Below are 21,210 nucleotides of genomic sequence, written 5' to 3'. Positions count from 1 at the left end.
CCTCCCCCCATGCAATCCGGACCCGGCAGATCCCTCCCTCTGCCGGGTCTTTTTTTGCCTGGCGTCCTGATTGCAGAGCACTTCTTCGTCTCACTTCTCTGCGAACTGATTGGCCCCGCCGGGGCGGGCAGGGGCCTGGGCAAATGTCCCCCGGCGCCGGCCGTTGGCCGTCACCTCCTCCTTTACTTTGCCCAAACCCCTGCCCGCCCCGACGAGGCTCGGCGTGCGGTGGGTAGAGCGCAGTGCTCGCGGCAGCCTTTCAAGGAGGCGCCGGAGGACATTCGTACGCAAGGGCCTCCGCCCTGCGCTACGCACAACACACCGCGAGGGAACCTCAGCGCCCGCGATTACCGTGCCAATGCTGGTGCCACGCCTGGAACATCAGCACGTTCCACAGGTGCGTGTGCCACTTGCGCTCACCGCGCAGGAACGCCTCCCAGATACCGCGCACCCGCGCCGCATCGAAGCAGCCCTGGTTGCGCAGCAGCTGCGGGTCCAGCAGCGCCTCCGCCCAATCGCGCAGCGGGCCGGCCAACCAGCGCGCCATCGGCGGCCCGAAGCCGCGCTTGGGGCGATACACCAGCGGTTCGGGCAGGTAGCGCGCCAGCAGGTGCTTGAGGATCAGCTTGTGCTCGCCATCGTGGTACTTCAGGTGCTGCGGCAGGCGCCAGGCCAACCGCACCACCTCCATGTCCAGCAGCGGTGCACGCGTTTCCACACCCGCCGCCATGCCGGCACGATCGACCTTGGCGAGAATGCCTTCGGCCAGGTCCATGCGGAAATCCAGCAGCTGGATGCGCGCCTCGGCCGGCAGCGCGGTGTCCTGCTGCTGGAAGATCGTCATCGGCTCGCGTGCGCCCAGCACCACCTGCGCCGGCTGCCGCCAGCGCGTCACGCGCTGCAGGTAGTGGCCTTCCACGTCGTTGGCAGCGACCTCGGCCACCAGCGCACGCCAGCCGCCGAGGCGGCCACGCTCCACGTTCATGCGGTTGCCGCTGCGCCGTGCCAGGTCACGCACCCAGTCCGGCAGGCCACCGCACAGGCGTGCATTGCGCAGCGCGCGGCCGTAGCTGGGGTGACCGAAGAACAGTTCATCGCCGCCATCACCGGTCAGTGCAACCGGCTTGCGAGCGCCCAGCAGTTCGCTGGCGAGCAGGGTCGGCAGCTGCGAGGCATCGGCGAACGGCTCGCACCAGACCTGCGGCAGGCGCTGCAGCAGGTCCAGGCCCTGGCGCGCGTCCATGCGGTGCAGGTGATGCTGCACGCCCAAGTGGCGCGCGACCTGCGAGGCCCAGTCGCTTTCATCATGGCCGGGATCGTCGAAACCGACCGTCCAGGCTTCGATCGGCAGGGTCGACTGCGCCTGCATCATTGCAGTTACCAATGAAGAATCGGTGCCACCGGACAGGAACGCGCCGCAGGCCAGCGGCGAGTGCATGCGTGCGGCAATGGCCTTCTGCAGTACCGCTTCCAGCTGGTCGGTGGCCTGCTCCAGGCTGGGTTCCGGCTGCAGTGGTTCCTGCAGTGCGCTCTGCATCGCTTCGCGTGCGCACCAGTAGCGTGAGCCGCCCTGTGCGGCCTGGCTGGAACCGCCAGCCGCATGGTCATTCAGATCGATGCGCAGCATCGCGCCTGCCACCAGCTTGTGGATGCCGCGGTAGATGGTGTGTGGTGCCGGCACATAGTCATGGCGCAGCAGCAGGCTCAGCGCATCCTGGTCGATGCTCGGCGCGAAACCGGCGAAGGCCTGCAGCGCCTTCAGCTCGGAGGCGAACAGGAACTGGCCCTGGTACCAGCCGTAATACAGCGGTCGCTCGCCGACCGGGTCGCGGACCAGCCACAGTTCGCGCGACTCGCGGTCCCATACGCTGAAACCGAATGCGCCCTCGATGCGGGAGAGCGCCCGCTCCACGCCCCATTCGACGATCGCCTGCAGCAGCAGCCGGGCATCGCTGCAGCTGCGCGGCAGATCGCGCAGCTGCGACTGCAGGTCGGCCCGGTTGTACAACCGGCCATCCAGGCACAGCACGTAACGGCCACAGTCCGAACTCAAGGGCTGCAACGGCGTATCGGTGGGCGCCCGGCAATGGCCCAGCGCCAGGCCGGCCTCGGCGTCGGTCCAGTAGCCGATGCGACCCCGGCCGCGCTGCTGCAGGGCGCGCAGCATCGGTGCCAGCTGCTGCAGCAGGTGTTCGTCCTCGGCGGGCGGCAGCCAGGCCCCGACCACGCCGCTCATCGGGCACCTCCGCAGCGGCAGCGGCGGGAAGGGTTCAGCAGGCAGGCGGCGGCGGGCGACATGGGAACGGCACGCGGAGCGGAGGAGACTCCATGCTCGGCCCGCCCCCGGCCCCGCGTCAGTCGCTTTGCTGTCAGCGATGGTCACCGCATGTATCACGAAGGTAACGTTTTGTAACAGCAACAGGCTATGCTGGACGCCAAGTTGTTGCCGGGCCTGAGGCTCGGCCCGTGCGCCAGCAACCCCGGCTGAATGGCGCCCGCCCCCGGGACCCGGGCGGCCCGAAGGCTGGGATAGCATCGCCGCGCTCGTGCCGTGGCGGTACGTTTGCGTCCACGGAGGCCTTGAAAATGCTGGATATCGTACTGGTCGAAGACGATGCCCGCCTGGGTACGATGGTCAGCGACTATCTGCAGCGGCATGGCTACCAGGTGGCCCACGAGCGCAGCGGTGAGCGTGCGGTGACCCGGATCCTGGCCGAGAAGCCGGCTCTGGTCCTGCTCGATGTCGGCCTGCCCGACCAGGATGGTTTCGAAGTGTGTCGGCAGATCCGGCCCCACTATGACGGCATCATCTGCGTGCTGACCGCCCGCACCGACAACATCGACCAGGTACTGGGACTGGAACTGGGCGCCGACGATTACATCGGCAAGCCGATCGAACCACGGGTGCTGCTGGCCCGCCTGCGCGCCCACCTGCGCCGCCACCGCCGGGTCGAGCCGCGCGACGGCAGCCTGCGCTTCGGCGAGCTGAACATCGACCCGTCCACCCGCAACGTGCACCTGCAGGGCGCCCTGCTGGAACTGACCACCGCCGAGTTCGACCTGCTGTTCCTGCTGGCCAGCAACGCGGGGCAGATCCTCGACCGCGACGCGCTGCTGCGCGGCCTGCGCGGGATCGCTTTCGACGGCCTGGACCGCTCGATCGATGCCCGCATCTCGCGCCTGCGCCGCAAGCTGGGCGACAACCCGGAGCAGCCGGAACGGATCAAGACCGTGCGGGGCCGCGGCTACCTGTTCAGCCGATCGGCATGGGGATGAAGCGTACGCCCTCGGCGATGCGCGGCCACGCCTTCCACTTCCTGCGCTACGGCATCGGCTTCCTGGTCGCCCATCTGCTGCTGATCGTGCTCGGCCTGTGGGCCTGGGACGCGCTGCTGGAAGACCGCACCGAAGCCGGGCTCCAGGCCGAAATGCGTGGCACCCATGCCCTGCTGCAGCACCGCTTCGCCGAAACCCCGCGCGAGCAGTGGCCGACGCTGGCGCGCGAACTGGACGCCGACTTCGCCTATGCCCTGCGCATGGTGCCGTTGGCCGAGGCGATGAAGGAGCTGCCGGCCAGCCAGCGCCCCCCCTTCAACAACGGCCGCGTGCAGATCGACCTGGAGCACATGCGCAGCCTTCAGCGGATCGGCGACAGCGACTATGCAGTGATGCTGGGGCCGTTGGACGAAGCGCTGCCCGACGAGGGCTGGCAGGACAGCGAAGTGTCCGGCGTGGCCATCCTGCTGCTGATCCTGATGGTGGCCGTGGCACTGCCGATGTACGTGATGGTCTACCGCCTGTGGCGCGACGTCTCGCAGTTGGCGCAGGCGGCACGGCAGATGCGCGACGGACAGCTGGACACGCGTGCGCCACGCGCCGGCACCGCGCTGGTGCGGCCGCTGGCCAATGCCTTCAACCATATGGCCGAGCAGCTGCAGCAGCTGCTGGAAAGCCAGCGCGTACTGGCGCAGGCGGTGGCACATGAAGTGCGCACCCCACTGGCACGGATGCGCTTCGGCCTGGCCGACCTGGAGGACACCGCGCTGGACGAGATCCAGCGTGATGCCCTGGGCGGCCTGCGCACCGATGTCGATCGGCTGCAGCACCTCACCGATGCCGGCGTCGAGTACGCCGCACTCGGCCGCTGCCATCAGCTGACCCGGCAGCGCCTGCAGCTGGCGGCACTGGTACGCGGTGTGGTCGCCCAGTTCGCGCCGTTGCCGATGCCCGTGCAGCAGGCGCTGTCGCCGGTCGGCCTGGTCAACGTCAACCGGCACATGCTGGAACTGGCATTGCGCAACCTGCTCGGCAATGCCCTGCGCTACGCACGACGCCAGATCCGCATCGCCAGCACCGTCAACGACGGCTGGCTGTGCCTGCAGGTGGAGGACGATGGCCCCGGCATCGCGCCCGAGCTGCGCGGCCAGGTACTGCAACCCTATGTGCGCCTTGACCCGGGCAGCCCCGGTTTCGGCCTCGGCCTGGCCCTGGTGCAGGTGGTGGCCGACAAGCACGGCGGCCACGTGGAGGTGACCGATTCGGAGCTGGGCGGTGCCTGCATCCGCCTGCACCTGCCGCTGGAAAGCGGCGGCGTGGTGGAGTGCGAGGCGACCTGCTAGGCCGCCGGTTCCGCGCGCGGCAACGCAAACACGAACAGCGCGCCGCGCTCGCTGTCATGCAGTTCGATGCGACGGCCGTGCAGCTGCACGATGCGCTGCACGATCAGCAGGCCCAACCCGCCGTTCTCGCCACGTCGCGCGCCGAGCGCGGCCGGTGCCTGGAACAGCTGCGTGCGCAGTGCAGGGGCAACACCTGGACCATCATCGGCCACGCTCACCTCCACGCTGTCCGGCGTCGCGCACAGGCGCACCTCGATCCGGCCCCCCTCGGGCGCATGCCGCAGCGCGTTGTCGAGCAGGTTGGTCAGCACCCGCTCGACCAGGCCCAGATCGGCGCGCACCGGCGGCAGGCCTGGCGGGAAATCCGCGTGCAGGCGCTGGTTGCGCGCCTGCGCAGCCAGTTCGAATTTCTGCAGCACGTCCTGCAGCAGTTCCGGCAGCGCGAACACCTCCCACTCCAGCCGCACTTCGCCGTGCTCCAGCCGTGCCAGCTCGAACAGCGCGCGTGCCAGCCGACCGACCTTGGCACTCTGGGCCAGAGCGATACCGAGATAGCGGCGGCGCTCGTCCGGTGACAGCGTGGCATCCTTCAATGCCAGCGTTTCCAGGTAGCCGTGCAGCGACGACAGCGGCGTGCGCAGGTCGTGCGAGATGTTGGCGACCAGCTCGCGCCGCTGCAGGTCCTGCTGGCGCAGCTGCTGCCATTGCTCACCCAGCCGCTGCGCCATCTGCGCGTGCGCGTGTTCCAGGATCACCAGTTCGTCGCGCTCACCGGGGCGCAGCGGCTCGGGCGGCGGCAGCGGCGTCGGCGCATCGATATCGAAGGCCTGGATGCGCCGGGTCAGCCGCCGCAACGGGCGGGTCACCCAATAGAACGCTACCAGCCCGGCCAGCAGGCCCAGGCTGCCGACCAGCATCACCGACCACAGCGTGGTGTTCCACTGGCTGCCGGCGGCAAGGTCGTCGGACAACATCTGACGGTGTTCGCCGACCAGCACCACGTACACATAACCGGCCTGGCGACCCTGCACGATCAGCGGCGCGGCACTGAACACCTTGCGGCCATCCGCGCTGCGCGGGTCATCGCCGAGGATCGGCAACGGTGCACCGGCCAGCAGCCGGCGCAGCGGTGCCACGTCCACCCGGTTGCGCACCAGATGGCCTGTGGGCGCATCGTGGCCGAGGATGCGCCCCTGGTCGTCCAGCAGGTAGACCTCGACGCTGGGATTGACCGCCATCAGCTGGCCGAACAACGCGCGCACCGCGGCATCGCGCATGCCGCTGGTGTCCATCAGTTCGCTGCGCTGGGCGATGTGCTCGGCAAGGCCCAGCGACAACCGCTGCACCACTTCCTGCTCGTGGCGTGTATTGGCGCGCATCTGCAGCGCCAGCAACGCCATGCAGCACATCAGCATCAGCGCGGCGATCACCGCCGCCAGCTTCTGCCACAGGTTCGGCTTGATCATGCCGCCGCCCCGGCCGGATCGACCAGCTTGTAGCCGCGCCCCCACACCGTCAGCAGCCGCCGCGGGTTGGCCGGGTCCGGCTCGATCTTGCTGCGCAGCCGATTGATGTGGGTGTTGACCGTGTGCTCGTAACCGTCGTGCTGGTAGCCCCACACCTGGTTGAGCAGCTCCATGCGCGCGAACACCTGGTCCGGATGACGGGCAAAGAACAACAGCAGGTCGAACTCACGCGGGGTCAGCTCCAGCGCGTTGCCATCCACCGAAGCGGTGCGCGCGACCGGGTCCAGCTGCAGCCCGCCCAGCTCGATCGCACCGGCATCGATGCGCGCGCTCTGCGCCATCGCCTCGGCCCGGCGCAGCAGCGCACGTACGCGGGCCACCAGTTCCGGCATCGAGAAGGGCTTTGCCAGGTAGTCATCCGCACCCAGTTCCAGGCCAACGATGCGCTGCGTTTCGCTGCCACGCGCGCTGATGATGATGATCGGCACATAGCGCGCCATCGCGCGTGCACGCTGACAGACCTGCAGGCCGTCCACGCCGGGCAGCATCACGTCCAGCACCAGCGCATCCCATGGCCCTTCCTGCTCAAGCAGGCGCAGGCCGGCGTCGCCGCTGGCGGCATGGGCGACGTCGTAGCCCTCATCGCCCAGGTGCATGCGCAGCAGGTCGGCGATGTGGGCGTCGTCTTCAACGATCAGCACGCGTTTGGTGGACATCGGCAGCTCGGGGCCAGTGGGGAGGCTGCCCGCATTGTGGCGCGGGACGGCCGTCGATACCTCACGAAAAATTGAATCCTGCGTGAGGATTCGTTGACCCGGGCGGGCGCAGCATGGCCCCGTCGCCCCATCCCGGAGTCCGCCATGTCCCTCACCCGCCGCCACCTGCTGGGCTTGGGCGGTGTTGCCACCGCCGCCGGCCTGCTCGGCCTGGGGGCCTGCAGCCGTGCCGCCCCAGCCGCCGCTGAAGCACGTCCGGCACGACAGTTCGAGGTCATGCACAGCGATGCCGACTGGCGCCAGCGCCTGACCCCGGCGCAGTACGCGGTGCTGCGCCAGCAGGCCACCGAGCGCCCGTACAGCAGCCCGCTCAACAAGGAGCACCGGCAGGGCACGTTTGCCTGCGCCGGCTGTGCGCTGCCCCTGTTCTCCTCCTCCACCAAGTTCGAGAGCGGCACCGGCTGGCCCAGCTTCTGGGCGCCGCTGCACAACGCCATCGGCGAAGACCGCGACGTCACCTTCGGCATGCTGCGGGTGGAAGTGCACTGCCGCCGCTGCGGCGGCCATCTCGGCCACGTGTTCAACGACGGCCCGCGCCCGACCGGGCTGCGCTACTGCATGAACGGTGCGGCCATGGTGTTCGTTCCCGGTGCCGGAGAGGGCACCGCTGACGGCTGGCGCGTGCCGGTCGGTTCTTCCACCACTTCCGGAGCCTGACCATGCTGCTGTTGCTGCTTGCCTATCTGGGGGGCGCGCTGACCCTGCTCAGCCCGTGCATCCTGCCGGTACTACCGTTCGTGTTCGCACGTGCCGACCGCCCCTTCCTGCGTAGCACGCTGCCGCTGCTGCTGGGCATGGCAATCACCTTCACCGTGGTCGCCAGCCTGGCCGCGGTGGGCAGCCAATGGGTGGCACAGGCCAACCAGATCGGACGCTGGATCGCCTTGCTGCTGATGGCGCTATTCGCGCTGGCATTGCTGTGGCCGCGGCTGGCCGACCATCTGCTGGCGCCGTTCCAGCGCGTGGGTGCGCGGCTGAGCGCGCGTGCAGATGCCGCCGATGCCGCAGGTCATGGCGGCGCATGGACCTCGCTGCTGATCGGCATCGCCACTGGCCTGCTGTGGGCACCCTGCGCCGGGCCCATCCTCGGCCTGGTGCTGACCGGTGCCGCGCTGCACGGCGCCAGCGTCGGCACCAGCACGCTGCTGCTGGCCTACGCGCTGGGCGCCATCACCGCGCTGGCGCTGGCGGTATGGGTGGGTGGCCGCGTGTTCCGCGCGCTGCAGGCGCGGCTTGGCCTCGGCGACGTACTGCGCAAGGTGCTGGGCGTGGCCGCGCTGCTGGCGGTGGTGGCGATCGGGCTTGGCTGGGATACCGGCCTGCTGACCCGCCTGTCCACGGTCAGCACCGCGCGCATCGAACAGGGCCTGCTGGATGCCGTTCCTGGTGCGCAGCCGGCAGCATCGCCGATGATGATGATGGCGGGTCCCGATGCGGGTGCCGATGCACCGCTACCGGTCGAAGGCACCCTGCCCGCGCTGGACGGTGCCACAGGCTGGCTCAACAGTCCGCCGCTGACGGCCCAGCAACTGCGCGGCAAGGTGGTGCTGGTCGATTTCTGGACGTACTCCTGCATCAACTGCCTGCGCGCGATGCCGTTCGTGCACGAATGGGAACGCCGCTACCGCGACCACGGGCTGGTGGTGATCGGCGTGCATACGCCCGAGTTCGCCTTCGAGCGTGACCCGCGCAACGTCATGAAGGCGGTGCAGCAGCTGAAGGTCGAGTACCCGGTGGCGCTCGACAACCAGTACACGATCTGGCGCGCGTTCAACAACCGCTACTGGCCGGCGCAGTACTTCGTTGATGCGCAGGGCAACATCCGCGGCCACCAGTTCGGCGAAGGCAACTACGCACGCTCGGAACAGGTGATCCGCCGCCTGCTGACAGAGGCCGGCCAGACGAATCTGCCGCCGCCAGCCGATCCCGCCGCCGCGGACCTGCAGGGCGTGGCCGTGCAGGCCGACATGGGCAATCTGCGCTCGCCGGAAACCTACCTCGGCCACGCCCGTGCCGAGCAGTTCGCCTCACCCGGTGGGCAACGCGGCGACACCGCGTTCGACTACACATTGCCGGCCACCCTGGCGTTGAACCAGTGGGGCCTGTCCGGACGCTGGACCGTTACCGACGAGGCTGCGCAACTACAGCAGGCCGGTGGCCGCATCGCCTTCCAGTTCCATGCGCGCGACCTGCACCTGGTGCTGGCGCCGGGCCAGGAAGGAAAGCCAGTGCGCTTCCGCGTCCTGCTGGATGGCAAGCCGCTGCCCGCTGCCGATGCCGGCAGTGATGTCGGCGCCGATGGCAGCGGCGTGGTCAACGAGCACCGTTTGTACCAGCTGGTGCGCCAACGCGGCACGGTCGGCCCGCACCGCTTCGAGATCGAATTCCTCGATGCGGGCGTGCAGGCCTATGCCTTCACCTTCGGTTGAACCGGGAGCACACGATGAAACTCTCCTTTGAACAGGGCGTTGCTGCTGGCGTTGCCGGATTAGTGGCCGCGGCACTCATCGCCGGTGTGTTGCTGGTTGACCACGGCGCCATCGCGGCACCGGTCGACGCCAGCGCGCAGGCCAAGGCGCTGCCTGCCCCCAGCGGCGATGCCGCCTTCCGCGATGACGCCACCCACGCCAGCGTGGTGTTTGCCGGTGGCTGCTTCTGGGGTGTGCAGGGTGTGTTCCAGCACGTCAAGGGTGTGAGCAATGCGGTCTCCGGCTACATCGGTGGCAGCGCTGCCAACGCGCGTTACGAACGGGTCAGCAGCGGCCAGACCGGCCACGCCGAGGCGGTGAAGATCGACTACGACCCGCGCCAGGTCAGCTACGGGCAGCTGATGCAGGTGTTCTTCTCGGTGGCGCACGACCCGACCCAGCTCAACCGCCAGGGGCCCGACCACGGCAGCCAGTACCGTTCGGCGATCTTCACTGACGATGCCCGCCAGCAGGCCGCCAGCCGCGCCTACATCGCCCAGCTCGGCCAGGCCGGCAGCTACCGCGCACCGATCGTCACCCAGCTGGTCAGCGGCCAGCGTTTCTATCCGGCCGAGAGCTACCACCAGAACTACATGACCAACTACCCGCAGGCGGCCTACATCCGCTACTACGACGCGCCGAAGCTGGCCGCCCTGGGCAAGCAGTTTCCGGCGCTGTACCGGCGCGATGCGGTGCTGGTGCCGATGCGCTGACGGCATTTCCCCTGGGGCTGATCGGTGCTTGGCGCTGCTCTTCTGTAGAGCCGAGCCCACGCTCGGCTGCTGTTGGCGGAAAAGCAGCCGAGCATGGGCTCGGCTCTACACAAAAAAAGACGCACGGCCATCCAGCCGTGCGCTTGGAAAGTACCGGCCGTGCCCCGATCAGGCCCGGCCGACACCGACATGCTAGGCTCGCCATCATCATGGGTACAGCACCAGATGGCGGGATATTCGATGGATACAGATGACCACAGCGCGATGATCCCTCCCCGCTACCAGCGGCTGTCCGATGAACTGGCCGAGGCCATCCACGGCGGCCGGCTTCCAGTAGGCAGCCGCCTGCCGTCGCTCCGGCAGATGGCGTTGCAGCGCCGGCTCAGCCTGAACACGGTGATCGCCGCCTACCGCCAGCTGGAAGACGCCGGCCTGGTGATTCCCCGGCCCAAGGCTGGCTTCGAGGTCGCGCCACGGCTGTCGGTGCCGGAACGGTCGTTGCGCGATGTGCCCTCGGCGCCCACCGCACCGCTGCAGCAGGTGCTGATGGCGCGCGTGCTTGAGGCGCAGCGCCGCCCGGGCGTGATCGATCTGGCCTTCGCCGGCCCGCGCGGTCGCCAGTTCTACCCCGGCGCGCAGCTGGCCAAGCACACCGCGCAGGTACTGCGCCATGGCCAACAGACGGTGGAGACCTACGCGCGCCCGAATGGTTCACCGCGGCTGCTGGCGCAGATCGTGCGCCGTGGTCCGCGCATGGGCCTGCACACCCACGCCGAGCGCCTGCTGCTGACCCACGGTGCAATGGAAGCGCTGCAGCTGGCGTTGCGTGCAGTGACCCAGCCCGGCGACGCGGTCGGCATCGAAGCACCGTCCTACTTCAATCTGTACCCGTTGCTGGCCAACCTCGGCCTGCAGGCCATCGAACTACCCACCCACCCGCAGCACGGCCTGGACGTCGACGCGCTGGATGCGATGCTGGAGCACACGCCGCTGGCCGCGCTGGTGGTGATGCCCACGGTGCACAACCCGCTGGGCTGCACCATGCAGACCGCAGACAAACAGCGCCTGGCCGAGCTGGTCAACGCGCGCCAGCTGCCGTTGATCGAAGATGCGGTGTACGCCGAGCTGCAGTTCTGCGAGCCGCCGGCGCCACTGCTGAAGGCGTTTGATCGCGACGGCTGGGTGATGGTCGTCGGCGGCTTCTCCAAGACGCTGGCGCCGGATTACCGCATCGGCTGGCTGGATGGCGGTCGCTTCGCCGAACGCATCGCGCTGCTGAAGTTCCAGTCCACCGGTGGCGAGCCACAGCTGCTGGGTGATGCGGTGGCGGCCTATCTGGAAGCGGGCAGCTACGAACACCACCTGCATCGCATGCGTCGCCTGTACCGTGAACAGGTTGGACGACTACGCCAACTGGTGGCCGAGCACTTCCCGGCCGGCACCCGCGCCACTGAACCGCAGGGCGGTTTCCTGCTGTGGCTGGAACTGCCGGGCGTGGATACGCGCGAGCTGTTCGAGCGTGCATTGAACGAGGACATCGTGTTCATGCCCGGCCAGGTGTATTCGCGTGGCGCGCGGTATCGCCATTGCCTGCGGTTGTCGTGCTGCCAGACGCTGGATGCGCGCTTCATCGGCGCGGTGGAGCGGCTGGGTGCGATCGCGCGGGAACTGGCAGTGCGCCAGCTCCTGTAGAGCCGAGCCTACGCTCGGCTGCCCTTCGCTGACGGTCCCCGCTGAGCCGAGCATGGGCTCGGCTCTACAGGAAGCAGCTCAGTCGAGCAGGTGCGTACTCAGGATCTGACCATCCGCCCCCGGCAGGTACGGCAAGCGCGCCCAGGACGGCATCGGCAGGCGCTGCCGCAGCGTGGCGATGTTCTCATCCTGGCGTTGCATCGCCGGGTCGATGTGGCTGCCGATCCAGCCCAGGCAGTCCACGCCGCTGGCCTGCAGCGATTGCGCAGTCAACCGCGCGTGGTTCACGCAGCCCAGCCGCATGCCCACCACCAGCAGCACCGGCAACTTCAGCGCGCGCACCAGATCGAGCTGATCCAGCGTGGCCGATACCGGCGCCAGCCAACCACCAACACCCTCCACCACCACGACATCGGCCTGCGCACGCAGTCGTTCGAACGCAGCCACGATCGGCGCCAACTCCACCTGCACGCCATCCTCGGCAGCGGCCAGCTCCGGTGCCAACGGCTGCCGCAGCGCATAGGGGTTCAGGTCCGCGTAGTCCGGCACCGGCCAGCTGGCCGCCTGCAGCGCCAGCGCGTCCTCGTTGCGCAGGCCCTGCCCCAGGTCCTCACTGCCGCTGGCCACCGGCTTCATCCCGACCGCGCGCAGGCCGCGCCGGCGCAACGCATGCAGCAGGGCGGTACTGGTGGCGGTCTTGCCGATCCCGGTATCGGTGCCGGTGACGAACAGGGCGGGCGGCAGCGTGGCGGGCAACGGCATCGAAGGGCTCCAACAGGGCAACAGTGTGTGCATTATCGCCGGCCCGGCGCGCTTGCTAGACTGCAACCATGTTCGCCAATGCCTCGCTCACCGGCAGCAAGCCGGAACAATACGCCCAGCTGCTGGAACAGGCCCGTGGCCTGGTCTACGGCGAGTCCGACCGCATCGCCAACGCGGCCAACCTCTCTGCGCTGGTCTACCACGCCCTGCCCGACCTGAACTGGGTGGGCTTCTACCTGTACGACGGCAAGGAGCTGGTGGTCGGCCCGTTCCAGGGCCTGCCGGCCTGCGTGCGCATCCCGCTGGACAAGGGCGTGTGCGGCGCCGCCGCCAGCCAGCGCGTGACCCAGCGCGTGGAGGACGTCGATGCTTTCCCAGGCCACATCGCCTGCGATTCGGCCTCGCGCTCGGAACTGGTGGTGCCGCTGCTGCGCGGTGATGAACTGATCGGCGTGTTCGATATCGACAGCCCGAAGGTCGGCCGCTTCGACGCCGAGGATCAGGCCGGGCTGGAAGCCATCGCCCGCGTGTTCGTCGAGGCGTTGGGATGAGCGCACCGAAGCTGCGCAACATCGGCCCGAAAAGTGCGGCGTGGCTGCGCCAGGTCGGCCTGCGCAGCCGCGACGACCTGGTCGCGATCGGAGCCGTCGGCGCCTTCGTCAAGGTCAAGCGCGCTGGCTTCAAGCCCAGCCTGAACCTGCTTTACTCGCTGGAAGGCGCGTTGCTGGACTGCCATTGGCAGGAGCTGAGCGAGCCACAGCGCGAGGCACTGGTGCAGGATTACGAAGCGCGCATCGCTGCGCATCCGCTGAAGGCAGCCGGCCCGGCCTCGGGCCCGGTGCATGAGCAGCGCTTCGATGCCGATGATGACGCTGAGGACAGCCTGACCCAAGGCGCGGACGAGGATTGAGCCGCGCCCTTCTGTAGAGCCGGGCCCCCGCTCGGCTGGCCTTTCTGATCGAAGTGCAGCCGAGCATGGCTCGGCTCTACAAGAGCAGATCAGGGCTGCTGCAGCTCCAGCAGCTCGCCCACCAGTCCGACCTCGCCACGCTCCAGCCACACCCGCAGGCGGGTGCCGTGGTCGATTCGCAAGGCCCAGCACAGCGACATCGGCAGGCCGCAGACCTGCGACAGCACCATGCGCAACGGGCCACCATGGCTGACCACCAGCGTCGGCACCGGGTCATCGTCATCAAGCAGGCGATCCAGCGCGCGCGCGATGCGCCGCTCGAAATGTCCCCAGCTCTCGCCGTTCGGCGGCGGGAACGCATGCGGATCGGCGTGGAAGGCCGCCAGTGCGTCCTCCGGCAGATCGAACAGCGACTGCCCGTCCCAATCGCCGAAATCCAGCTCTTCCCATTCCTCATCCGCTTCCACATCCAGCCCGCGCGGCGTGGCCAGCGCCATGGCCGTGTGCAGCGCGCGCAACCGCGGCGAACTGATCACCCGCTCCCAGGGCTGCGCGGCATAGGCCTCGATCAGTTCCTGCGGCAGGCCGGCCAGCTGCGGTGGGTCGCTGCGGCCATCGAGGTATTCATCACGGCCATTGCCGGCATGGCGGACCAGGTCGAGGATCATGCGTGCGTCCCGGACGGGCGACACAGGTACAGCGGAAAACGGGCGGACATCGGCAACGGCACCACGGGATCGAGCAACCATTCTAAAGGCACGGCCGAGGCAGTCGAGCAGGCGTAACGCAACGGGAGTGCCTGCGATGCCGTAGACTGCGCCCACTTCCAGGTGACCTGCGGCCATGGCCGGCAGGTTGAAACGGGAAGCCGGTGACGCGTGATTCCACGCCAGGCCGGCGCTGCCCCCGCAACGGTAAGCACGTCAGTTCCAGGCAACAACGCCACTGTGCCACGGGCATGGGAAGGCGCCTGGACGGTGGCCTCGCGCCACCCGGCGGCAAGCCCGGAGACCGGCCCGGAAGCCTCAGGTCGCGATGCGGTGGGCATGGCGCTGGATGACCGCAGCGTCCGCTGCGGCGTCGGCGCATGCCTGCCTTCGCGGCTCCTCCCCTTCGCCACGCGGGCGTGCGTGGCACCTGGAGTCCCCCATGAAGCTGCAGTCCCGAATGCTGTCCCTGGCCGTGCTGGCCGCCCTGCCCGCGCTGGCCCAGGCCGCCGATGACACCACTGCGCTCGACCAGATCCTGGTCACCGCCACCCGTACCCCGATTGCCCTGCAGGACAGCATCGCGCCGGCACAGGTGATCGATCGCGCGCAGATCGAATCCAGCCAGGCCACCTCGCTGCAGGAACTGCTGCGCGGCCGCGCCGGCATCAACCTCACCAATGCCGGCGGGCTCGGCAAGCAGAGCTCTCTGTTCCTGCGCGGCACCAACTCGGGCCACACCGTGGTGCTGGTCGATGGCGTGCGCATCAACAGCGCCGACCTCGGCCTGGCCATGTACCAGGACCTGCCGCTGGCGCAGATCGAGCGCGTGGAAATCGTGCGTGGCCCGCAGTCGAGCCTGTACGGCGCTGACGCCATTGGTGGCGTGATCCAGATCTTCACCCGCCGCAACCAGGGCGACTTCGCCCCGCATTTCCAGCTTGGCGGCGGCAGCAACGGCCTGCGTGAAGCCAGCGGTGGCATCGGTGGCGGCACCGAACGCGGCTGGTTCGGCGCCGATATCGCCTACCAGCACTCCGATGGCATCGATGCCTGCCGCGGTTCTTCCTCGGTGTTCACTGCCGGCTGCTTTGCCGACGAACACGACCGCGACGGCTACCGCAACCTGTCCAAGAGCCTGCGCGGCGGCTACAGCTTCAACGACCAGTGGAACGTGGAAGGCAGCGCACTGCGCGCCGACGGCAAGAACCATTACGACGGTTACTACAACTATTCGGAAACCCGCCAGCAGGTGCTGGCCGGCAAGGTGCGCTACACCCCGTCCGAGCGCCTGGCATTCACCGCCAACGTCGGCCGCAGCGACAACGAGTCGGACAACCTCGGTGATTCCGGCGCGCGTGGCAACGCGCAGACCCACCGCGACAGCGCCTCGCTGCAGGGCGACTTCGGCGTGGCCGAGGGCCAGCTGCTGAGCGCAGGCGTGGACTGGAGCGAAGACAACCTGGATGGCAGCAGCGCGGGTTACCTCGTCGACAGCCGCCGCAACACCGGCGTATTCGTGCAGTACCAGGGCCGCTTCGGCCGCCACCAGCTGCAGGCCAGCGCGCGCAACGACGACAACCAGCAGTTCGGCAACCACGCCACCGGCAGCGTTGGCTGGGCGATGGGACTGGGCCATGGCCTGCGCGTCAATGCCAGCTACGGCACCGCGTTCAAGGCACCGACCTTCAGCGATCTGTACGACCCGTGGAGCGGCGTGTCGACGTTGAAACCGGAGAAGTCCAAGAGTGCCAACCTGGGTGTTTCGCAGCAGGGCCAGGGCTGGCATTGGGGCCTGGACGTGTATGAAACCCGCATCGATGATCTGATCACCTACGATGCGCTCACGATGAAGATGCAGCAGGTGGAGAAGGCGCGCATTCGCGGTGCCGAGCTGACTGGTGGCCTGCTGTTGGCCGGCTTCGACATCAACGCCCAGCTGAGCTACACCGACCCGCGCAACCGCACCGGCGGCAGCACCCAGTTCGACAACTGGCTGCCGCGCCGCGCGCAGCAGACCGCGCGCCTGGACATCGACCGCCGCTTCGGCAACCTCCGCGCCGGCCTGACCGTGCAAGGTGCCGGCAAGCGCTATGACAACGCCAGCAACTCGGTGAAGGTCGGCGGCTACGGCACCCTGGATCTGCGTGCCGAGTACGCGCTGACGCCGTCGTGGTCGCTGCTGGCGCGTGCCGCCAACGTGTTCGACCGCAGGTATGAGACGGTGGCGTGGTTCAACCAGCCGGGCCGTGAGTACCAGTTGAGCGTGCGTTACCAGCCGAAGTGAAAGAAGGCGCCGGGCATTGCCCTGCGCTTCTCTGTAGAGCCGAGCCCATGCTCGGCTCAGGCAGCAAAGCAGCCGAGCATGGGCTCGGCTCTACACCGGGACGCCGGCGGCCAATCCCGGCAGTTCACGCAGGTCATCGATCACCGCCACCGCATGCGCGGTGGCCAGGTCCAGGCCGCGCGGATAGCCGTAGCGCACCAGTGCGATCGGCATGCCGGCGTCTTCGGCGGCGCGGTAATCGGTCAACGAATCGCCCACCATCAGGCAGGACTCCACCGGCAGCCCGAAGTGCGCGGCGATGTGCCGCAGTGGCTCACCGCTGGGCTTGCGCTGCGGCAGCGAATCCCCCCCCAGTACCAGCGCGAATACATCACCGATACCCAGGTGCTGCAGCAGCGGCGGCACCAGTGCTTCGGGCTTGTTGGTGCAGATCGCCAGCGGCACGTTGCGCGCACGCAGTTGCGCCAGCGCTTCGCCCACGCCATCGAACAGGCGCGGGCTGCGCAGCAGGCACTCACGGTAGTGCACCATGAACACCGGCATCACCTCGGCCAGGTCCACCTCGCGGCCAGCGGCCTGCGCCGCCTGTTCGACCAGGCGGCGCACACCGTCGCCGATCCAGCCCAGCACGGTGGCTTCCGGCACGCGTGCCATGCCGATGGCTTCCAGCGTGCGGTTCAGCGCTTCGGCGATGTCAGCTGCGCTGTCGACCAGCGTGCCATCGAGATCGAATACGACCAGCGGATAGGGATACGACAAGGGACGACGCCTGTACAACGTGGGGCCGTCCATTGTACGCCGCGCTTTTCCCCGGGATCCGCCTCAGCCGATCCTGCGTGCGCGGGTGGCCAGAAAGGTGGGCAGGTAACGGTCGATCAGGAAGCGCGGCGGCGGCTGCCAGTCTTCCATGAACCGATCAATCACGAAGCCTGCATCCAGCTGCCCGCCGATCAGTTCGGTCAGGCTGTGGCCAAAGGTCAGGGCATCCCCGCGGGCGAGTTTCGCCTCACGCTCTGCGGCGGGCAGGTCTTCCAGGTCCGAATAGGGAATGGCGTACTGCGGCCGGATCAAACCCTGTGCATCCAGCTGCGGATCACGTGCACCGACGAACAGCACCGGGTTGTAGAAGCTGGCCATCAACATGCCATCGCGCGCCAGCACGCGGCGGCATTCGGTCCACACCGGGCGCACGTCGGGTACGTACAGGTTGGAGATCGGGTGGAACACCACGTCGAAGCTGTCGTTGGCGAAGGCGTGCAGATCGCGCATGTCACCCTGCACCGTGCGCAGCTGCAGCCCATCACGCGCCGCGACCCTGCGGTCCTGCTCGAGCTGGCCATCGGACAGGTCGAACACGGTCACCTCCGCACCGGCCGCCGCCAGCACCGGGGCCTGCTGGCCACCGCCCGAGGCCAGGCAGAGGATGCGGCGGCCGCGCACATCACCCAGCCAGTCCAGCGGCAGCGCGCGCGGGGTCAGGTGCACCTGCCAGCGGCCATCGCGCGCGGCGGCAATCGTTGAGCTTTCCACCGGGCGCGACCATTCGCGCACTTCGCTGGCCTGGCGGTCCCAGGCAGCACGGTTGTAGTCGATCAAGGCCTGTCCATGGTTCATGTGTTCTCCTTGCCCGGTGGGCGCCAATCCAGATCCTGGAAGGCCGGGCTGGCGAAACACTCGGCCAGGTAGTCCAGGAATCGCCGCATGATAGCGGGCTGCTGGCGCCGCGACGCGTACACGGCATGAATGCCGAGTTCGTCCAGACTGAACTCGGGCAACAACTCGATCAGCTCGCCACTGCGCAGCAGCGGCGCCACCTGGTAGGTCGGCAGCATGGCGATGCCGGCACCGGCACGCACTGCTTCCAGCAACAGCGAGGCCTCGTTGGCGCTGATGTTGCCGCCCACCGCCACCGACAGTGAACGGCCATCGCGGTGCAGCTGCCACAGGCTCTTGCCCACGTAGTGATGGGTGAGGCAGTTGTGCGCGGCCAGGTGTTCCGGTGCGGTGGGCGTACCGCGTGCCTGCAGGTAGGACGGCGTCGCGCACAGCACCGAGCGACAGGTGGCCATTCGTCGCGCAATCAGGCTGGGGTCAATCTGGCGGGCGATGCGCACGGCCAGGTCCACGCGCTCTTCCACCAGGTTCACCATGCGGTCGACCAGCAGCAGTTCGATGCGCGCCGCCGGGTGGCGTGCGACGAAACCTGCCACCGCCCGCGCCAGGTGGGCCTGCCCGAACGACACGCTGGCGGTCACCCGCAGCGTGCCGTGCGGCTCGGGATCGTCGCTGGCCAGTTCGCCCTGCAGCGCCTCGCCGATGGCCAGCATCTGCCGGAAGCGCGCCAGCGCCGCCTCGCCGGGGCCGGTCAGGCTGACCCGACGCGTGGTCCGGTGCAGCAGGCGCGCGCCCAGCCAGCCCTCGACCTCGGCCAGGTAGCGGGTGACCATCGCCCGCGACATGTCCAGCACCTCGGCGGCGGCGGTGAGGCTGCCGCGCTCGGCCACCTCGACGAACACGGTCATGGCGGTCAATCGGTCCATATGCTCGATCCATGCAACAAACAAGCGCGTTATACGCTGTTTTTCGAGCGACTGCAGCGGCCTAGAGTGGCCCCATTCCCCCCCACACCGCCCCACGGAGTCCTGCCATGAAGATCGCCCTCGTTGGTTCCACCGGCAACATCGGCCGCCAGATCGCCCGCCACGCGCTGGCCAACGGCCACGAACTCACCGTCATCGTGCGCAGCGCGCAGGACCTTCCGGTCGAACTGGCCGGTGCCCATCCGGTGATCGCCTCGCTGGATGACCAGGACGCGCTGGTCGCCGCCATCGCCGGCCACGACGTGCTGGCCAGTGCCTATGGCCCGCGTCCGGGCGATGACATCGGCCGCGTCGGCGAAGTGGCCGCGCAGCTGGCCGCCGCCGCCCGCAAGGCCGGTGTACCGCGCCTGGTGGTGGTGGGTGGCGCCGGCAGCCTGGAAGTCGCGCCGGGCGTGCAATTGGTCGATACCCCCAACTTCCCGGAGGCCTACAAGCCGTACGCGCTGGCCCATCGTGAAGCCTTCAATCGCCTGCAGGCGGTGGACGACCTGGACTGGACCTTCTTCTCGCCGGCCGCCGAAATCGGCCCGGGCGAAGAGCGCGGCCAGTACCGCGTGCAGCCCAAGAGCTTCCTTGCCGACGCCAGCGGCCACAGCCGCATCAGCTACGCCGACTACGGCGCTGCGTTCGTCGCCGAGCTGGAAGCGCACCAGTACCCGAAACAGATCATCACCGCGGCGTACTGATCACGGCGCCCGCCGGGCATGACCCGGCGCTACCTACCTGTAGAGCCGAAGGCAACGGCAGGAGCCGTTGCCAACGTCGCTTGCGACGGCCCGTAGGGGGCCGCGCAAGGACGCTCGGCATAGCCCACGCTCGACTCCGCATCCGACACAAGGAATTGCCCATGCGCACCGCTGCCCTGCTGCTTCCCCTCGCCTTGGCCGCAAGTTTCACCAGTACTCCGCTGATGGCCGCACCGGCCACCCCGGCACCGGCCACGGCAACGAAATCCCAGCTGTACCTGCAGACCTTCCATCCCGGCCCGCAGGCGCTGTTCTCGGTGTCTTCAGTACTGATCGAAGGCCGCCACGACGCGATCCTGGTCGATGCGCAGTTCGGCGCCAGCGACGCGCGCAAGCTGGTCGAGCTGATCCGCGCCAGCGGCAAGCAGCTGACGACGATCTATATCAGCCACGGCGATCCGGACTACTACTTCGGCCTGGCCACGCTGCAGGACGCCTTCCCGCAAGCGCGCATCATCGCCACCGCGCAGACCGTTGCCCACATCCAGCAGACCCAGGCCGGCAAGCTGGCTTACTGGGGGCCCAAAATGGGTGCCGACGTGCCGGCACGCATCGTGGTGCCGCAGGTGCTGGATGGCGATGCCCTGCAGCTGGAAGGCCAGCGCCTGCCGCTGATCGGCCTGGATGGCCCGACCCCGGACCGCACGGTGCTGTCGGTGCCGTCGCTGCGCGCGATCGTCGGCGGCATTCCGGTGGTGGCCGGTGAACACGTGTGGATGGCCGACACGCAGACGCCGAAATCGCACGCCGACTGGCTGCAGACCCTGCAGCGGCTGCAGGCGCTGAAGCCGAAGGTGGTGGTGCCGGGGCATTACGCGCCGGGTGCCGCGCTGGATGCGAGTGCGCTGGCGTTCACGGCGGACTACATCCGCGCGTTCGATGCCGAGGCGGCCAAGACCAAGGACAGTGCTGCGCTGGTGAAGGCGATGCAGGCGCGCTACCCGAAGCTGGCGGGCGTGGAGTCGCTGGAGTTGAGTGCGAAGGTGGCCAAGGGCGAGATGCAGTGGCCATGAGGTAGGGGGTCTTTTGCAGGGCTGCGCCCTGCACCTGCTCAATGCAACGGCAACAGCCGAAGCAACAGCAACAGTTGGCTATCCGTGGGATGGCGAGGTGGGTCCGGTTGCGGGGGACGCCGTAAACCCATCCCTGGGGGCTTGGCCGCGGCATCCATGCCGCGGACACCCCCGTGCGATCTGTCTGGATGGCATGTCTCCGCAACCTGTCTGGATGGAATGACCTGCTCCTGGTGGGTGTCGACCCTGGTCGACACGTAGATCCACGCCATGCGTGGATTAACGATCAGGGGGGATCGGTCTGGGTGTGCTCGAACAGTTCCCCCTGCACCACCGGCTCCTTTTCGCGGAAACCACCCAGGCCGACGCCGACCAGGCGGTAACGCGTCTCGGCCGGCAGATCCACCCTCGCGCGCAGCGACAGGGCGATGTCACGCAGCTCTTCCATCGA

The 21,210-nt window shown here is 68.5% G+C and carries 19 protein-coding genes, 1 pseudogene and 1 riboswitch; of the genes and pseudogenes, 11 read left to right on the top strand and 9 right to left on the bottom strand.

The window, feature by feature from the left end; all coding sequences use genetic code 11:
* Positions 1-334: 334 nt before the first annotated feature.
* On the bottom strand, positions 335-2,236 hold the full coding sequence (gene asnB, locus V3B41_RS14980; RefSeq protein WP_329861646.1) for an asparagine synthase (glutamine-hydrolyzing): 1,902 nt from the start codon (positions 2,234-2,236) through the stop codon (positions 335-337).
* A gap of 350 nt (positions 2,237-2,586) precedes the next feature.
* On the opposite strand from asnB, the gene V3B41_RS14975 reads away from it, so the two are divergent.
* Together V3B41_RS14975 and V3B41_RS14970 are read left to right on the top strand one after the other, a co-directional pair.
* Positions 2,587-3,276 (top strand): winged helix-turn-helix domain-containing protein, encoded by a 690-nt coding sequence (locus V3B41_RS14975; RefSeq protein ID WP_004154050.1) that lies wholly within the window; start codon positions 2,587-2,589, stop codon positions 3,274-3,276.
* A complete protein-coding gene (locus V3B41_RS14970; RefSeq protein WP_197620157.1) occupies positions 3,273-4,619 on the top strand; it encodes an ATP-binding protein in 1,347 nt (448 codons plus the stop codon). The genes V3B41_RS14975 and V3B41_RS14970 overlap by 4 nt, the downstream gene beginning before the upstream one ends.
* Here the strand turns inward: V3B41_RS14970 and V3B41_RS14965 are convergent.
* Together V3B41_RS14965 and V3B41_RS14960 are read right to left on the bottom strand one after the other, a co-directional pair.
* A complete protein-coding gene (locus V3B41_RS14965) occupies positions 4,616-6,085 on the bottom strand; it encodes a HAMP domain-containing sensor histidine kinase (RefSeq protein WP_049432256.1) in 1,470 nt (489 codons plus the stop codon). The two genes, V3B41_RS14970 and V3B41_RS14965, sit on opposite strands and share 4 nt — an antisense overlap.
* Positions 6,082-6,801 (bottom strand): response regulator transcription factor, encoded by a 720-nt coding sequence (locus V3B41_RS14960; RefSeq protein ID WP_005407947.1) that lies wholly within the window; start codon positions 6,799-6,801, stop codon positions 6,082-6,084. Before V3B41_RS14960 ends, V3B41_RS14965 begins: the two co-directional genes overlap by 4 nt.
* Before the next feature lie 144 nt (positions 6,802-6,945).
* On the opposite strand from V3B41_RS14960, the gene msrB reads away from it, so the two are divergent.
* The 4 genes from msrB (at position 6,946) to V3B41_RS14940 (ending at position 11,734) form a co-directional block, all read left to right on the top strand.
* On the top strand, positions 6,946-7,518 hold the full coding sequence (msrB, locus tag V3B41_RS14955; protein ID WP_049432259.1) for a peptide-methionine (R)-S-oxide reductase MsrB: 573 nt from the start codon (positions 6,946-6,948) through the stop codon (positions 7,516-7,518).
* A 2-nt stretch (positions 7,519-7,520) separates the two neighbouring features.
* Positions 7,521-9,290 (top strand): cytochrome c biogenesis protein DipZ, encoded by a 1,770-nt coding sequence (locus V3B41_RS14950; protein ID WP_197650822.1) that lies wholly within the window; start codon positions 7,521-7,523, stop codon positions 9,288-9,290.
* 14 nt (positions 9,291-9,304) lie between these two features.
* Positions 9,305-10,042, top strand: a complete 738-nt coding sequence (msrA, locus tag V3B41_RS14945; protein ID WP_049432264.1) for a peptide-methionine (S)-S-oxide reductase MsrA — start codon at positions 9,305-9,307, stop codon at positions 10,040-10,042.
* A 240-nt stretch (positions 10,043-10,282) separates the two neighbouring features.
* On the top strand, positions 10,283-11,734 hold the full coding sequence (locus tag V3B41_RS14940; RefSeq protein WP_329861645.1) for a PLP-dependent aminotransferase family protein: 1,452 nt from the start codon (positions 10,283-10,285) through the stop codon (positions 11,732-11,734).
* A gap of 78 nt (positions 11,735-11,812) precedes the next feature.
* Here the strand turns inward: V3B41_RS14940 and bioD are convergent, their stop codons facing one another.
* The gene (gene bioD, locus V3B41_RS14935) at positions 11,813-12,496 is read right to left on the bottom strand and encodes a dethiobiotin synthase (protein ID WP_197632516.1); all 684 of its coding nucleotides are present in this window, start codon (positions 12,494-12,496) and stop codon (positions 11,813-11,815) included.
* 68 nt (positions 12,497-12,564) lie between these two features.
* Between bioD and V3B41_RS14930 the strand changes: the two genes are divergently transcribed.
* Positions 12,565-13,047 (top strand): GAF domain-containing protein, encoded by a 483-nt coding sequence (locus tag V3B41_RS14930; RefSeq protein WP_099552586.1) that lies wholly within the window; start codon positions 12,565-12,567, stop codon positions 13,045-13,047.
* Positions 13,044-13,406: a TfoX/Sxy family protein gene (locus V3B41_RS14925; RefSeq protein ID WP_049432277.1), complete on the top strand. Its 363-nt coding sequence runs from the start codon at positions 13,044-13,046 to the stop codon at positions 13,404-13,406. The genes V3B41_RS14930 and V3B41_RS14925 overlap by 4 nt, the downstream gene beginning before the upstream one ends.
* A gap of 89 nt (positions 13,407-13,495) precedes the next feature.
* On the opposite strand, the gene V3B41_RS14920 is transcribed toward V3B41_RS14925, so the two are convergent.
* Entirely contained in the window at positions 13,496-14,074 is a 579-nt protein-coding gene (locus V3B41_RS14920) for a histidine phosphatase family protein (protein WP_049432279.1), read from the bottom strand.
* Positions 14,075-14,217: 143 nt separating this feature from the next.
* Positions 14,218-14,441: riboswitch (cobalamin riboswitch) on the top strand.
* Positions 14,442-14,555: 114 nt separating this feature from the next.
* On the opposite strand from V3B41_RS14920, the gene btuB reads away from it, so the two are divergent.
* Positions 14,556-16,400, top strand: a complete 1,845-nt coding sequence (gene btuB, locus V3B41_RS14915) for a TonB-dependent vitamin B12 receptor (RefSeq protein ID WP_100443759.1) — start codon at positions 14,556-14,558, stop codon at positions 16,398-16,400.
* A gap of 90 nt (positions 16,401-16,490) precedes the next feature.
* On the opposite strand, the gene gph is transcribed toward btuB, so the two are convergent.
* The 3 genes from gph to V3B41_RS14900 form a co-directional block, all read right to left on the bottom strand.
* Positions 16,491-17,159 carry a phosphoglycolate phosphatase gene (gene gph, locus V3B41_RS14910; protein ID WP_329861644.1) on the bottom strand — a complete coding sequence of 223 codons (669 nt, stop codon included), beginning with the start codon at positions 17,157-17,159 and terminating at the stop codon, positions 16,491-16,493.
* Positions 17,160-17,222: 63 nt separating this feature from the next.
* Entirely contained in the window at positions 17,223-18,014 is a 792-nt protein-coding gene (locus tag V3B41_RS14905; RefSeq protein WP_329861643.1) for a class I SAM-dependent methyltransferase, read from the bottom strand.
* Positions 18,011-18,940: a LysR family transcriptional regulator gene (locus tag V3B41_RS14900; RefSeq protein WP_049432285.1), complete on the bottom strand. Its 930-nt coding sequence runs from the start codon at positions 18,938-18,940 to the stop codon at positions 18,011-18,013. Before V3B41_RS14900 ends, V3B41_RS14905 begins: the two co-directional genes overlap by 4 nt.
* Positions 18,941-19,047: 107 nt before the next feature.
* Here V3B41_RS14900 and V3B41_RS14895 point away from each other — a divergent pair, with 107 nt between their 5' ends.
* Together V3B41_RS14895 and V3B41_RS14890 are read left to right on the top strand one after the other, a co-directional pair.
* Positions 19,048-19,686: an NAD(P)H-binding protein gene (locus tag V3B41_RS14895; RefSeq protein WP_049432288.1), complete on the top strand. Its 639-nt coding sequence runs from the start codon at positions 19,048-19,050 to the stop codon at positions 19,684-19,686.
* A 161-nt stretch (positions 19,687-19,847) separates the two neighbouring features.
* The gene (locus V3B41_RS14890) at positions 19,848-20,759 is read left to right on the top strand and encodes an MBL fold metallo-hydrolase (protein WP_049432290.1); all 912 of its coding nucleotides are present in this window, start codon (positions 19,848-19,850) and stop codon (positions 20,757-20,759) included.
* A gap of 286 nt (positions 20,760-21,045) precedes the next feature.
* Here V3B41_RS14890 and V3B41_RS14885 read toward each other — a convergent pair.
* A pseudogene (locus V3B41_RS14885) lies at positions 21,046-21,210 on the bottom strand (DNA polymerase IV); the annotation flags it as partial.

The organism is Stenotrophomonas sp. SMYL89 (genome assembly GCF_036319985.1).
GTDB lineage: Bacteria > Pseudomonadota > Gammaproteobacteria > Xanthomonadales > Xanthomonadaceae > Stenotrophomonas > Stenotrophomonas maltophilia_Q.
The sequence above is the reverse complement of the archived record's forward strand: the minus strand, read 5'-3'. Positions and strand labels throughout refer to the sequence as shown.